This window comes from Pseudonocardia xinjiangensis (assembly GCF_050948425.1).
In the GTDB taxonomy this organism is placed as follows: Bacteria; Actinomycetota; Actinomycetes; order Mycobacteriales; family Pseudonocardiaceae; genus Pseudonocardia; species Pseudonocardia xinjiangensis.
This window is the reverse complement of sequence record NZ_CP192009.1, coordinates 3899661-3912995: the sequence shown is the minus strand read 5'-3', so window position 1 is coordinate 3912995 and position 13335 is coordinate 3899661. Positions and strand designations below refer to the sequence as shown.

Annotated in this window: 14 protein-coding genes; 9 read left to right on the top strand and 5 right to left on the bottom strand. The window is 70.6% G+C overall.

From position 1 onward, the window contains the following. The first annotated feature begins 188 nt into the window (after positions 1-188). Positions 189-452 carry a phosphoribosyl-ATP diphosphatase gene (locus ACQPZA_RS18415; RefSeq protein WP_169400281.1) on the top strand — a complete coding sequence of 88 codons (264 nt, stop codon included), beginning with the start codon at positions 189-191 and terminating at the stop codon, positions 450-452. 30 nt (positions 453-482) lie between these two features. Beyond that, the gene (gene hisG / locus ACQPZA_RS18410) at positions 483-1394 is read left to right on the top strand and encodes an ATP phosphoribosyltransferase (protein ID WP_169400282.1); all 912 of its coding nucleotides are present in this window, start codon (positions 483-485) and stop codon (positions 1392-1394) included. A 9-nt stretch (positions 1395-1403) separates the two neighbouring features. Here hisG and ACQPZA_RS18405 read toward each other — a convergent pair whose 3' ends face one another. Further along, positions 1404-2210 (bottom strand): thioesterase family protein, encoded by an 807-nt coding sequence (locus ACQPZA_RS18405; protein WP_433282606.1) that lies wholly within the window; start codon positions 2208-2210, stop codon positions 1404-1406. Positions 2211-2255: 45 nt separating this feature from the next. Continuing rightward, a complete protein-coding gene (locus tag ACQPZA_RS18400; RefSeq protein WP_433282861.1) occupies positions 2256-3161 on the bottom strand; it encodes a RecB family exonuclease in 906 nt (301 codons plus the stop codon). 265 nt (positions 3162-3426) lie between these two features. On the opposite strand from ACQPZA_RS18400, the gene ACQPZA_RS18395 reads away from it, so the two are divergent. From ACQPZA_RS18395 to ACQPZA_RS18380, 4 genes are all read left to right on the top strand, one after another. Further along, positions 3427-4305 carry a tRNA (adenine-N1)-methyltransferase gene (locus ACQPZA_RS18395; RefSeq protein WP_433282604.1) on the top strand — a complete coding sequence of 293 codons (879 nt, stop codon included), beginning with the start codon at positions 3427-3429 and terminating at the stop codon, positions 4303-4305. 160 nt (positions 4306-4465) lie between these two features. Next, the gene (gene arc, locus ACQPZA_RS18390; protein ID WP_169400560.1) at positions 4466-6280 is read left to right on the top strand and encodes a proteasome ATPase; all 1815 of its coding nucleotides are present in this window, start codon (positions 4466-4468) and stop codon (positions 6278-6280) included. Positions 6281-6385: 105 nt separating this feature from the next. Continuing rightward, positions 6386-6778, top strand: coding sequence for a YchJ family protein (locus ACQPZA_RS18385; RefSeq protein WP_433282602.1), 393 nt, complete (start codon positions 6386-6388; stop codon positions 6776-6778). Between the two features lie 384 nt (positions 6779-7162). Then, positions 7163-7561 carry a VOC family protein gene (locus tag ACQPZA_RS18380; RefSeq protein WP_211175398.1) on the top strand — a complete coding sequence of 133 codons (399 nt, stop codon included), beginning with the start codon at positions 7163-7165 and terminating at the stop codon, positions 7559-7561. Here the strand turns inward: ACQPZA_RS18380 and ACQPZA_RS18375 are convergent. Then, positions 7501-8253 carry a DUF6597 domain-containing transcriptional factor gene (locus ACQPZA_RS18375; RefSeq protein WP_433282599.1) on the bottom strand — a complete coding sequence of 251 codons (753 nt, stop codon included), beginning with the start codon at positions 8251-8253 and terminating at the stop codon, positions 7501-7503. The two genes, ACQPZA_RS18380 and ACQPZA_RS18375, sit on opposite strands and share 61 nt — an antisense overlap. Positions 8254-8349: 96 nt before the next feature. Continuing rightward, on the bottom strand, positions 8350-8910 hold the full coding sequence (locus ACQPZA_RS18370; RefSeq protein ID WP_433282597.1) for a YceI family protein: 561 nt from the start codon (positions 8908-8910) through the stop codon (positions 8350-8352). Between the two features lie 88 nt (positions 8911-8998). On the opposite strand from ACQPZA_RS18370, the gene ACQPZA_RS18365 reads away from it, so the two are divergent. Together ACQPZA_RS18365 and lpdA are read left to right on the top strand one after the other, a co-directional pair. Beyond that, positions 8999-9499: a MarR family winged helix-turn-helix transcriptional regulator gene (locus ACQPZA_RS18365; RefSeq protein WP_433282594.1), complete on the top strand. Its 501-nt coding sequence runs from the start codon at positions 8999-9001 to the stop codon at positions 9497-9499. 217 nt (positions 9500-9716) lie between these two features. After that, entirely contained in the window at positions 9717-11123 is a 1407-nt protein-coding gene (gene lpdA / locus ACQPZA_RS18360; protein WP_433282593.1) for a dihydrolipoyl dehydrogenase, read from the top strand. On the opposite strand, the gene ACQPZA_RS18355 is transcribed toward lpdA, so the two are convergent. Next, positions 11113-11655: an NUDIX hydrolase gene (locus ACQPZA_RS18355; RefSeq protein ID WP_433282591.1), complete on the bottom strand. Its 543-nt coding sequence runs from the start codon at positions 11653-11655 to the stop codon at positions 11113-11115. The two genes, lpdA and ACQPZA_RS18355, sit on opposite strands and share 11 nt — an antisense overlap. 81 nt (positions 11656-11736) lie before the next feature. On the opposite strand from ACQPZA_RS18355, the gene dop reads away from it, so the two are divergent. Then, a complete protein-coding gene (gene dop / locus ACQPZA_RS18350; RefSeq protein WP_169398339.1) occupies positions 11737-13236 on the top strand; it encodes a depupylase/deamidase Dop in 1500 nt (499 codons plus the stop codon). Positions 13237-13335: the final 99 nt, after the last annotated feature.

The window sequence follows — 13335 nt, the reverse complement described above, 5'->3', positions numbered from 1 at the left end:
CGACACTCGACCGCTGAACTTCACAAGGGCGCCGTTAGCCGACCCGCTCGGCGCCCGCATAATGCGCGAACCGACCGTTCACCGAACCATCCGGCGCTTCATCTGTACCGGGCGCAGCAGGCCCGGTGCGGCCGTTCGCGTCGAAACCCACAGACGTATGACACTGATGTTGTGAGGAGTAACCCGACGTGAAGACCTTCGACGGTTTGTTCGTCGAGCTGACCGAGAAGGCCGCCACTCGGGCGGAGGGCTCGGGCACTGTCGCCGCACTCGATGCCGGCGTGCACGAGCAGGGCAAGAAACTGCTCGAGGAGGCCGGCGAGGTGTGGCTGGCCGCCGAACACGAGGCCGACGACGCGTTGGCCGAGGAGATCTCTCAGCTGCTCTACCGCATCCAGGTCCTCATGATCGGGCGCAAGATCTCGCTCGAGGACGTTTACAAGTTCCTGTAAGAATCACAGCAAGGCACTAGGAGACCTCTGATGCTCCGCGTCGCACTTCCCAACAAGGGAACGTTGGCCGAGCCCGCCGCCACGATGATGCGTGAGGCCGGTTATCGGCAGCGATCGGACTCGCGTGACCTCAGCATGCTCGACGACGAGAACGAGATCGAGTTCTTCTACCTGCGTCCCAAGGACATCGCCACCTATGTCGGGTCCGGCGATCTGCACCTGGGCATCACGGGCGCTGACCTCATGGACGAGTCGGGCAGCCAGGTGAAGCGGGTCATCGAGCTCGGCTTCGGCGCGTCGAAGTTCCGGTTCGCCGCACCGGAACGCACCGAGCACGGCGGGGAGTGGACGCTCGAGGATCTCGAGGGCAAGAAGATCGCCACGTCCTACCCCCGACTGGTCCGCGCCCACCTGGCGCGCAGCCGCGTCCGCGCCGACATCATCAAGCTCGACGGGGCCGTGGAGATCTCGGTCCAGCTCGGGCTGGCCGACGCGATCGCCGACGTCGTCTCCTCCGGGCGCACGCTGCGCCAGCACGGCCTCAAGCCGTTCGGCAAGGCGATCGCGGAGTCCCAGGCCACGCTCATCGAGCGGGAGCCGCGCCCGGACCGCGAGGAGACCGTCGAGGTGAAGGCGGCCAAGGGGGTGTTCACCGCGCGCCTGCAGGGGGTCGTCTACGCACGGCAGTACCTGATGCTCGACTACGACTGCCCGGCCGCTGTGCTCGAAGAGGCCAAGCGCATCACGCCCGGCATGCAGGCGCCCACCGTCTCGCCGCTGTCGCAGCCGAACTGGTACGGCGTCCGGTCGATGGTGCGCAGGACGTCCGCCAACAAGGTGATGGACGACCTGGCCTCGCTCGGCGTCCGCGCGATCCTGACCTCGGAGATCCGGTCCTGCCGGGCGGTGGACGGCACCGGCCTCAACGGCCACACCGCCTGAGTTCGGCACTCAGCGGGGCCGCACCACCACGCTCTGCGTGGAGCGTCCGGTGTGGCCCCGCTCGTCGAACAGCAGGCCGGACACCGTGCCCATCCCTGTCGGTCCGACCACCGTGGCGGCGGCCACGGCCATCCACTCGCCGACCGGCGGCCGGTGCAGGTGCACCGTGAGCTCGGTGTTGACGAACAGCCAGTGCCGCAGGTCCAGTGGCGCGGCGGCGCCGTTGCCGGTGTCGGCTACCACGAGCAGCCGCTGCAGCGGGCTGGGCTCCTCGCCCTCGACGAGGGGCACGCGCAGCCGCCCCCATGTCGTGCCGGGGCCCGGCTCGCCGTACCACCCCTGCAGCCAGTGCCACTCCACCGCGTCGAGGAAGCCCGGGAGCCAGCCGGGCGGCCGCTCCGGACGGTGAACGCCCTGCTCCGGCGGCGGTAGCGGGTCGACCTCCCCGCCGGCCACGGCCCGGGTGTCGCCGACCACGAGCCGCCAGGCACGGGCCCTGAGCACGGCCCGCCCGCCCGCTGTCATCTCGGCGGTGAGGAGCTCGACCGATCGTCCCGGTCGCTCCACCCCCGCGCGGACCTGCACCTCCCCGGCCGGCACCGGGCCGAGGACCTCCACGGTGATCCGCGAGAGCTGCGTGCCGGGCCCGGTGCCGCTCCGTTCGAGCGCGCGTGCCAGCAGTGCCGACGGCGGCCCGACGTGTTGGGCGTCGGCGAACCACGGTCCCGTGCTGGAGAGGGTGGCGTGGAACCGCTCGCCGTCCGGGCCGTCGAGGGGCAGGTAGAACGGTTCGAGGGGAAGCACATCTGCCGGCACCCCCCGAGAATGCCCCGGTGGGGATCGTGCCCGGCGCGCCGGTGCTCAGCCGGCGCGTTCCATCGGGGTCTCGTCGGCGCTGACGTCGGCGGGCCAGCCCGGGTAGGCCGGCGGGGTGCCGTCCCAGGCCGGGCAGAGCGGCTTGTGGCTGCACCACTCGCAGAGCCTGCTGGGGTTGGGCCGGAAGTCGCCGGACTCGCCCGCGATGAGGATGGCCTCCCAGATGGCGTCGAGCGTGCGCTCGAAGCGACGGAGCTCGACCTCGTCGGGCTCGTAGGTGAGCCACTCGGTGTCGGCCAGGTACATCAGCCGGAGCTGGGCGGGCACCACACCGCGCAGGTGCAGCAGGGCCAGTGCGTAGAACTTCATCTGGAACAGCGCCCGCGCCTCGGCAACCGGCCGGGGCGCCGGCCCGGTCTTGTAGTCGACCACGCGCATCTGCCCGGTGGGTGCGACGTCGAGCCGGTCGATGTAGCCACGCAGCAGCAGGCCGGACTCCAGCTCCGTCTCCACGAGCAGCTCACGCGCCTCGGGCTCCAGTGTGCGAGGGTCCTCCAGCTGGAAGTACGCCTCCAGGAGCGGCCCGGTGGACGCGAGCCAGGACGGCAGCTCCGGATCCTCGGGGCCCTCGAAGAGCTGGTTCACCAGCTCCGGCTCCTGCCCGCACAGCTCCTCCCAGGCCGGCCCGACGAGCTCCTGGGCCACCGGGAGGGACCGCTGCGCGGCGGGCAGGTCGTAGAGCCGCTCCAGGACGACGTGCACGAGCGTGCCGCGGATCTGTGCCCGGCTGGGCCGCTCCGGGAGCCGGTCGATCGCCCGGAACCGGTAGAGCAGCGGGCACTGCTTGAAGTCACCCGCCCGTGACGGGGACAGCGCCGGTCGGCGCCGCGGGCGCACCGGGGAGTCGCCACCGGCCACCGGGGCCTCGGCCGCGTCGTCGGTGGCCGGGATGGGGGTGGGGGCGTCGAAGGTGGCGGGGCCGGCGGTGGTCGTGCCGAGCCCGTGGCTCTCGCCGGAAGTGTCCGTCACGCTCCGGAGCGTAGGGGACCGCCCTGACACTTCCGGGCGAGCCGTCCCCGCAGCCGCGGGGCGCTGCGCGGGCCGCACACATCCGGTGGCCACCGTGTGCCATGTCCGGCGATGTGCGTGGTGGCCGGACGGTGCGCGTCGCCGGGCGCTGCGGCATCCGGAAAGCGCACCCTTTAGCGTCTTGCCCGTGTCCCAACCGCTGCCGCCGCTCGCTGATGCGCCCCCCGCTGTCACCCCGCGGGGCGGTCCCTTCCGTCCCGGCGACCGCGTGCAGCTGACCGACCCGAAGGGCCGTCACTACACCCTCACCCTGGAGACCGGGGGCCAGTACCACACCCACCGCGGCGGTCTCGCCCACGACGACCTGATCGGCAAGCCGGAGGGCAGCGTCGTCATCTCCCCGGTCGGCACGCCCTATCTCGCGCTGCGGCCCCGGCTGGCCGACTACGTGCTCTCGATGCCGCGTGGCGCGCAGGTCATCTACCCGAAGGACGCCGCGCAGATCCTGATGTGGGGCGACATCTTCCCGGGCGCGCGGGTGCTGGAGGCGGGGGCCGGCTCCGGGGCGCTCACGTGCTCGCTGCTGCAGGCCGTCGGGCCGCAGGGACGGGTGACCTCCTACGAGATCCGGGCGGACCACGCCGAACATGCTGAACGGAACGTTCGGCTCTTCTTCGGTGATTCGCCACCCAACTGGTCCTTGAAGGTCGCTGATCTTCATACTCACGACGGCGACGCCGAACCGGTCGATCGTGCCATTCTGGACATGTTGGCGCCATGGGAACAGCTGGAAACGGTGGCGAAAGCCCTGATTCCGGGCGGGGTCCTGGTGGGCTACGTGGCCACCACGACACAGCTGTCCAGACTCGTGGAAGACCTGCGCGAGCAGCAGTGCTGGACGGAGCCTCAGGCATGGGAATGCCTGGTCAGGCCGTGGCACGTGGTAGGTCTCGCGGTCCGGCCCGACCATCGCATGCAAGGTCACACAGCGTTCCTGGTGACGGCCCGCCGGCTGGCCGAAGGGGTGGTTCCGCCGCGCCCGCAGCGCAGACCGACGAGCCGGTGAGGCCGACCGGAGCAGTCGCGCTCCGGTGCCGATCACGGAACAGGACGAAGCCCCACCGTCAAGGTGCCGTCCGGTTGAGGGGTGGATCACCGGTTCGTCGCAGGACCACAACGCCCGTTCGCAGGTACCGTATGGAAACGGAACACGGAGGGAGGTTGCCGTGAACCCCTACGACGGTCCCGGCAGTCGTGACCCAGGCGGCAGCGGGGAGCTCAGCCCCGCGGAAGCTCGGGCGCAGATCCGCTTTCTCGAGGAGGAAGTGGCTCTGCTGCGCCGCAAGCTCACCGAGTCCCCGCGTCATGCGCGGGTGCTCGAGCAGCGGCTCGCCGAGTCGGCCAGCAGGCTCGCGCAGCTGTCCGCACGCAACGAGAAGCTCACCGAAACCCTGAAGGAAGCGCGCGGGCAGCTCGTCGCCCTGCGCGAGGAGGTCGACCGCCTCGCGCAGCCGCCGAGCGGCTACGGCGTCTTCCTGGCCCGGTTCCCGGACGAGACGGTCGACGTCTTCACCTCCGGGCGCCGGATGCGCGTCGCTGTGTCTCCCGCGGTCTCCACCGCGGACCTGAGCAGCGGGCAGACCGTCCGCCTCAACGAGGCGCTCACCGTCGTCGAGGCAGGCGACTACGAGCGCATCGGTGAGGTGTGCGCCCTGCGCGAGGTGCTCTCCGAACCCTCGGAGGACGGGCTCGCCGGTCGTGCCCTCGTCGTCGGCCACGCCGACGAGGAGCGGGTCGTCTGGTTGGCGGCCCCGTTGATCGTGGGCGCCGACAACCCGGATGCCGTGCCGCTGAAGCCCGGCGACTCGCTGCTCGTCGACACCAAGGCCGGCTACGCCTACGAGCGGGTGCCCAAGGCCGAGGTGGAGGACCTCGTGCTGGAGGAGGTGCCCGACGTCGACTACTCCGACATCGGTGGCCTGTTCCGGCAGATCGAGCAGATCCGCGACGCGGTGGAGCTGCCGTTCCTGCACGCCGAGCTGTTCAAGGAGTACGAGCTGCGGCCGCCGAAGGGCGTGCTGCTCTACGGCCCTCCCGGCTGCGGCAAGACGCTCATCGCCAAGGCGGTGGCCAACTCGCTGGCCAAGAAGGTGGCCGCCGTCCGCGGCGACAACCCCGAGGACGGCCGCGCGTTCTTCCTCAACATCAAGGGCCCGGAGCTGCTCAACAAGTTCGTCGGCGAGACCGAGCGGCACATCCGGCTGATCTTCCAGCGGGCCAGGGAGAAGGCCTCGGCCGGCACCCCGGTCATCGTGTTCTTCGACGAGATGGACTCGATCTTCCGCACCCGTGGCTCGGGCGTGTCCTCCGACGTGGAGACCACGATCGTGCCGCAGCTGCTCGCGGAGATCGACGGCGTCGAGGGCCTGGAGAACGTCATCGTCATCGGCGCCTCCAACCGTGAGGACATGATCGACCCGGCGATCCTGCGTCCCGGCAGGCTCGACGTGAAGATCAAGATCGAGCGGCCCGACGCCGAGGCGGCGCAGGACATCTTCTCGAAGTACCTCACCGAGACGCTGCCGATCCACACCGATGACATCGCCGAGTTCGCGGGCAACCGCAAGGCCTGCGTCGACGCGATGATCCAGCGGGTGGTCGAGCGGATGTACGACGAGACCGAGGAGAACCGGTTCCTGGAGGTCACCTACGCCAACGGTGACAAGGAGACCTTGTACTTCAAGGACTTCAACTCCGGCGCCATGATCCAGAACATCGTCGACCGGTCCAAGAAGTCGGCGATCAAGTCGGTGCTCGAGACCGGCCAGCCCGGTCTGCGCGTGCAGCACCTGCTGGACGCGATCGTCGACGAGTTCGCCGAGAACGAGGACCTGCCCAACACCACCAACCCCGACGACTGGGCGCGCATCTCCGGCAAGAAGGGGGAGCGGATCGTCTACATCCGCACCCTCGTCACCGGCAAGAACGCCGAGACGGGCCGCGCGATCGACACCGCGTCGAACACCGGCCAGTACCTGTAAGCCCACGCACTGCGCCTGCGGCCCGGTCCCCCTCGGGGAACCGGGCCGCAGCGGTATCCGGGGCCTGGAGTAGCTGTGGAGCCACAGTGCTGTAGAGACGGACGGATGACAGCAGTACGGCTCCGCAACGCTCGGACGTGCCCGTGTGGGCTCCCACAGCCCTATGACGCGTGTTGCGGGCGGTTCCACCGGGGCTCGGCCGCGCCCACCGCCGAGTTGCTGATGCGTTCCCGGTACGCGGCCTTCGCCGTCGGCGACGAGGCGTACCTCCAGGAGACCTGGCACCCCAGCACCCGCCCCCGCCACCGCAGCCTCGACCCCGAGGACCGCTGGACCGGCCTGGAGGTACTGGGAGGCAGCGGCGGTGGTCTGCTGGAGTCGACGGGCACGGTGGAGTTCCGCGCCCATCGCACCAACCGCGGCCGCTCCGACGTGGTGCACGAGAACAGCCGGTTCGTGCGTGAGGACGGGCGCTGGAGCTACGTGGGCCCCGCCTGACCCGGCGCCACGCCCGCGAGTCGCCCGGATCTGGTGCGCGAGTCGCCCGGTTCGAGCCCGCGAGTCGCCCGGTCCGCGCGGGGACGCCCCCGGGCCTCGGACGCCCCATCCCGCGCCGGCAGATCCCGCCGGCAGCGACGTGGACACATGTCGCGGTTCGCGGGCGCTTCCGGACCGCGTCATGTGTCCACGTGACGGGCGGGGGCGTGAGCGTCTCGATCCGCACCCCAGAGACCTGGGCAGGGCCATCGTGCGCGGTTCGTGTCCTCGGACGAGCGCGATCGGGCGACTCGCGCGCCGAAAACGGGCGACTCGCGGGGTTTTGCGCGCCGGCGTCCGATTCGTTCACGACTTCGGTCGCGGCCGCGCTCTACGGTGCCCGCCATGACGATCGAAGCACGGCTGGACGTGGTGGGGCTGGTGGTGGCCGACATGGCCGAGGCGCTGAAGTTCTACCGGGCGCTGGGCCTGTCGATACCCGCCGAGGCCGACACCCAGCCGCACGTGGAGGTGGCGCTGGCCGGTGGGCTGCGCCTGGCGTTCGACACCGAGGAGACGATCCGCTCGTTCCACCCGGACTGGAAACCGACTCCCGGAGCTGGCCGGGTGGGGCTCGCGTTCGCTGTGGCGGACGCCGCCGCGGTGGACGCCGCCTACGCCGAGCTCACCGGTGCGGGCTACCGGGGTGAGCTGGCGCCGTTCGACGCGTTCTGGGGCCAGCGCTACGCCGTGGTGCACGACCCGGACGGCAACGGGGTGGACCTGTTCGCCCCGGCGAGCTGACGGGGAGCCACACCCGCGAGCAGCCGCACCTCCCGGGAGAGGTGCGGCTGGTCGGCGTATCCGGCACGGGCCGCGGCCTCCGCGAGCGGCACGCCCGCATAGAGCAGGTCGGCCGCTCGCCGGAAGCGCAGGACGCGACGCAGCACGGCGGGCCCGTACCCGAACGCGGCGAGGCAGCGGCGGTGCAGTGAACGGTCGGTCCAGCCCAGCCGCTGGGCGGTGTCGCCGGCGGATGCGCCGGTGCCGAGGTGTGCGGCGACGGCCCGCAGCCCCGGTTCGGCCTGGGGGCCGGGCAGGGCGGTGGCGACGTCGCCGAGGACGGTCAGGATCGCGGCGGGGGTGGCGTCCGGCTCCAGCCGTGCCGTGGCGCGGCGGGCGAGGGCCGGGTGCAGCTCCACCAGCGGGACGCGCTGGTTGCGCACGGCACACGCCGGGACGCCGAGCAGCGCGGGCAGCATGCCGGGTGCGAAGCGCAACCCGGCGGTGGCCATGCCGGGTGACCGCCGTACCGGGTGGGGCGCGGTGTCGGGGCCGGCGACGACGAGCTCACCGCCGGTCCAGACCAGGTCCATGCAGCCGTCGGGCAGCACGTCCTGCACCTGGGCCGGGGCGTCGGCGGCTATCCGGGCGCTCCAGCCGCACTCGACCTGGCCGCGCAGGGCGGGAGGGGCCGGGTGCTCGCGGTAGACCACGGGGCGACCGTAGCCCTGCCCCCCGACAGGCCCCCCGTTGCGCGCCCCGGCGATCCGGGACGGGCTGGGCGGGGAGCCGCGTCGGGCGGAGCCTGCTCAGCCCTGGCGGAGCACGCCCTCGATCTCCAGGTTGATCTGCACCTTGTCCCCGACGACCACGCCGCCGCCGTCCATCGGGAGCTTGATGTCGACGCCGAAGTCGTTGCGGTCGATGGTGGTGCTGGCCGAGAAGCCGGCCCGGTAGCCGCCGTAGGCGTCGGGACCGAAACCGTTGAGCTCGAGGGCGAGGGAGACCGGCCGCGTCACACCCTTGATCGTGAGCTCACCGTCGACCACGAGGTCGTCACCCTTGGCGCGGGCCCCGGTGGAGCGGAAGGTCCACTGCGGGTGGTTCTCGACGTCGAAGAAGTCGTTGGAGCGGATGTGGGTGTCTCGCTGCTCCTGGCCGGTGTCGATCGAGTCGGCCGCGATGGTGGCGTTCACTGTGGAGTCCGTGATGTTCTCGCTGGTCACAATCTCGCCCGAGAAGGTTGTGAAGCGACCGCGTACCTTGCTGACCATCATGTGGCGGACCGAGAAGGAGACGTCGGAATGTACCGGGTCGATCTCCCACGTGCCGGCGACGTAACCGGGGATCTGGACTGCGGTCGAGGACATGTCAACCTCCGTGAGTGTCTTGAACCCTCATTACTTGAGAGCTGTAGTAGTTTGAACAACGGCGAGGCCGATCTATTCCGGAGGTGTGGTGCCTGACACACGGTGGCTCGACGACGAGGAGCAGCGCGCGTGGCGCAGCTACCTCACCTCCTGTCGACTGGTCTTCGACCGGATCGAACGGCAGCTCCAGCAGGATGCAGGGCTGCCGCACGCCTACTACGAGATCCTGGTGCGGCTCTCCGAAGCACCGGGGCACGCGATGCGGATGAGCAAGCTCGCCACTTCGGCGATGTCCTCGCGCAGCAGGCTCTCGCACGCCGTCGCGCGTCTCGAGGAGTCGGGCTGGGTGCAGCGCCGACCGTGCCCCGACGACCGGAGGGGAGCGGTCGCCGAGCTCACCGACGAGGGACTCGCCCACCTCGAGGCCATCGCCCCCGGCCACGTCGAGACCGTGCGCGGGGCGATGTTCGACGTGCTCAGTCCCGACCAGCTCCGGGCGCTGCACGACATCAGCGACACCCTCGTGGCGAACCTGGCCGACGCGCCCGTCTGGCCGGCCTCGGAGGACCGCTACGACGACGCCGAGTAACGGTTCACGGGTGCCGGGCGCGCCGAGCGCGGTTGCGGTCCTGGTGTCGTGGAAACGAGGTTCCTTGCCCGGATCCGGTGTCCAGACGGATGGATCGCAAGGCGGAGGAGGCGCCGATACCGGTGTTGTATCGGCGCCGACGAGAACGCCGCGAGGCGCCGTCTGGGCGCCGGAGTCGGGTAAGACGACCTCGTTTCCACGACACTAGAGTCGTTATATGGCTTCCCATGTCGATGTCGTGGTCCTCGGCGCTGGCCCTGGTGGATACGTCGCGGCGATCCGCGCGGCCCAGCTGGGCCGCAGCGTCGCGGTGGTGGAGGAGAAGTACTGGGGCGGGGTGTGCCTCAACGTCGGCTGCATCCCGTCGAAGGCATTGCTGCGCAACGCGGAGCTGGCGCACCTGGTGACGAAGGAGGCCAAGACCTTCGGCATCTCGGGGGACGTGAGCCTCGACTACGGGGTCGCGTTCGACCGCAGCCGCAAGGTGGCCGACGGCCGGGTCAAGGGCGTCCACTACCTGATGAAGAAGAACAAGATCCGGGAGATCGACGGCCGGGGCAAGTTCGTCGACGCCTCCACGATCGAGGTCGCGCTCGCCGACGGCGGCTCCGAGACGCTCACGTTCGACGACGTCATCATCGCCACCGGAGCGACCACCCGGCTGCTGCCGGGCACGTCGCTGTCCGAGCGCGTCGTCACCTACGAGGAGCAGATCCTCACCCGTGAGCTGCCCCGCAGCATCATCATCGCCGGGGCGGGTGCGATCGGCGTCGAGTTCGCCTACGTGATGAGCAACTACGGCGTGCAGGTCACGATCGTCGAGTTCCTGGACCGGCTGCTCCCGCTCGAGGACGTCGACGTCTCCAAGGAGCTGGCCAAGCGCTTCCGCAAGTACGGCGTCGAGGTGCTGACCTCCACCCGGGTCGAGTCGATCGACGACTCGGGCGACCAGGTCACGGTCACCGTCTCCCAGAACGGGGAGACCAAGGAGCTCACGGCCGACAAGGTCATGCAGGCGATCGGGTTCGCGCCCCGGACCGAGGGCTACGGCCTGGAGAACACCGGCGTGGAGCTCACCGAACGCGGCGCCATCGCGATCGACGACTTCATGCGGACGAACGTGCCCCACGTCTACGCGATCGGTGACGTCACGGCGAAGCTCATGCTCGCGCACGTCGGCGAGGCGCAGGGCGTGGTGGCGGCGGAGACCATCGCCGGCGCCGAGACCCAGGAGCTGGAGTACGTGATGATGCCGCGGGCGACGTTCTGCAACCCGCAGGTGGCGAGCTTCGGCTACACCGAAGCCCAGGCCCGCGAGCTGGCGGACGAGAAGGGGTGGAAGGTCCGGGTCGCCCAGTTCCCGTTCACGGCCAACGGCAAGGCGCAGGGGCTCGGGGAGCCGGGCGGGTTCGTCAAGCTCGTCGCGGACGAGACCTACGGCGAGCTGCTCGGCGGCCACCTCATCGGCCCAGAGGTCACGGAGCTGCTGCCCGAGCTGACCCTGGCGCAGAAGTGGGACCTCACCGCGTTCGAGCTCGCCCGCAACGTGCACGCGCACCCCACCCTGAGCGAGGCGCTCCAGGAGGCGTTCCACGGCCTCACCGGGCACATGATCAATCTGTGAGCCCGGCGTCCCGGGCGGCCAGCCACCGCTCGATGCCCATGCGGCCGTCCGGGACGAACGGCCAGCGCCTCGGCTCGGCCAGGCGTGCGCGCAGCTCGTCGAGCGTCACCCAGGCGCCCCACACGATCTCCTCTGGCTGGTGGCGCAGCGGGCCGTCCCAGCGCACCTCGTAGGTGAACACGTGGTACCGCAGCCCGGAGCCGACGTAGGCGAACGGCTCGTGGGGCATCAGGGTGACGCCGTCGACGCCGAGCTCCTCGGCCAGCTCGCGGGCCGCGCCGGCTGCCGGGGTCTCGCCCGGCCCGATCACCCCGCCCGCCCAGCAGTCGTACACGCCCGGGAAGATCAGCTTGTCCGGGGACCGCCGGTGCAGGTAGACCCGGTCGCCGTCGGTACTGCGCACGAGCACTCCGGTGGCGCCGTGCCACAGCCCGTCCCGGTAGACCACGCCACGGGGAGCCACCCCGACCACCGATCCGGCCGCGTCGTACACGGCCACCGGCTCCTCCTCCGCGGGGATGCCAGCGTGCATGCGTCCATCATCCTCCGGCCGCGGTTAGGCTCGACCCATGACAGCGCACGTCGAGGGTCGTCCGTGACGGCCCGCCGGATCATGGGCACCGAGATCGAGTACGGGATCTCGGTGCCGGGCGACCCCACCGCCAACCCGGTGATCACCTCAACGCAGGTGGTGCTGGCCTACGCCGCGGCCGCGGACATCCCACGTTCCCGCCGGGCCCGGTGGGACTACGAGGTGGAGTCGCCGCTGCGTGACGCGCGCGGGTTCGACCTGTCCGCGCCCACCACGCACAGCCCTGGCGAGTCCGAGCTCGACGACCTCGGCGCCGCCAACGTCATCCTCACCAACGGCGCCCGGCTCTACGTCGACCACGCCCACCCGGAGTTCTCCACCCCCGAGGTCACCACTCCTCGTGACGTGGTCATCTGGGACAAGGCGGGGGAGCGGGTGATGGAGGAGGCCGCGATGCGCGCGGCCACCGTCCCCGGCGCGCCGCGGATCCAGCTCTACAAGAACAACGTCGACAACAAGGGCGCCAGCTACGGCTCCCACGAGAACTACCTGATGGCGCGCAGCACCACCTTCCCGTCGATCGTCGCCGGCCTCACGCCGTTCTTCGTGACGCGCCAGGTCGTGTGCGGCGCGGGCCGCGTCGGGATCGGTGCGTCGGGCGACGAGGCGGGCTACCAGCTCGCCCAGCGCAGCGACTACATCGAGGTGGAGGTCGGGCTCGAGACCACGCTCAAGCGGGGGATCATCAACACCCGCGACGAGCCGCACGCCGACGCCGACAAGTACCGCCGCCTGCACGTCATCATCGGCGACGCCAACATGAGCGAGTACTCCACGCTGCTCAAGGTCGGCACCGCGGCGCTGGTCCTCGACATGATCGAGAAGGGGGTCCGGTTCGACGAGCTGCGGCTCTCCGAGCCCGTGCGCTCCGTGCACCGCATCAGCCACGACCCGTCGCTCAAGACGCTGGTCGACCTGGCCGACGGCCGGAAGATGACCGGCGTCGACGTCCAACGCGCCTACTTCGAGAAGGCACAGAAACACGTCGAGAACACGATGGGCGCCGACGTCGACGACGCCACCGCCGAGGTGCTGCAGCTGTGGGGCGAGGTGCTCGACGCGCTGGCCCGTGACCCCATGGAGTGCGCCGACCGTCTCGACTGGCCGGCCAAGCTGCGCCTGCTGGAGGGCTACCGCGAACGCGACGGGCTGGCGTGGAACTCCGGCCGGCTGCAGCTGGTGGACCTGCAGTACACCGACGTCCGGATGGCGAAGGGGCTGTACAACCGGCTCGCCGCGCGCGGGTCGATGAAGCGGCTGGTCACCGAGGAGCAGGTGGTCGCCGCCATGCACGAGCCGCCCGACGACACCCGCGCCTACTTCCGGGGCCGCTGTCTCGAGCGGTACCCGGCCGAGGTGGCCGCCGCCTCCTGGGACTCGGTCATCTTCGATCTCGGCCGCGAGTCCCTGGTGCGGATCCCCACCCTCGAACCGCTGCGGGGAACCCGCCGCCACGTCGGTGAGTTGATCGACAACTCCCGTACCGCAGAGGAGCTCGTCGAAGCGCTGACCCGGGGCTGAATGGCGACGCGCCCATCCGCATAGCTCTGATCGCGGGCGTGTCGCCGATCGGCTGGGTAATGTTCAGATACCGGACCCCGGTACGCCGCTGACCGCGTC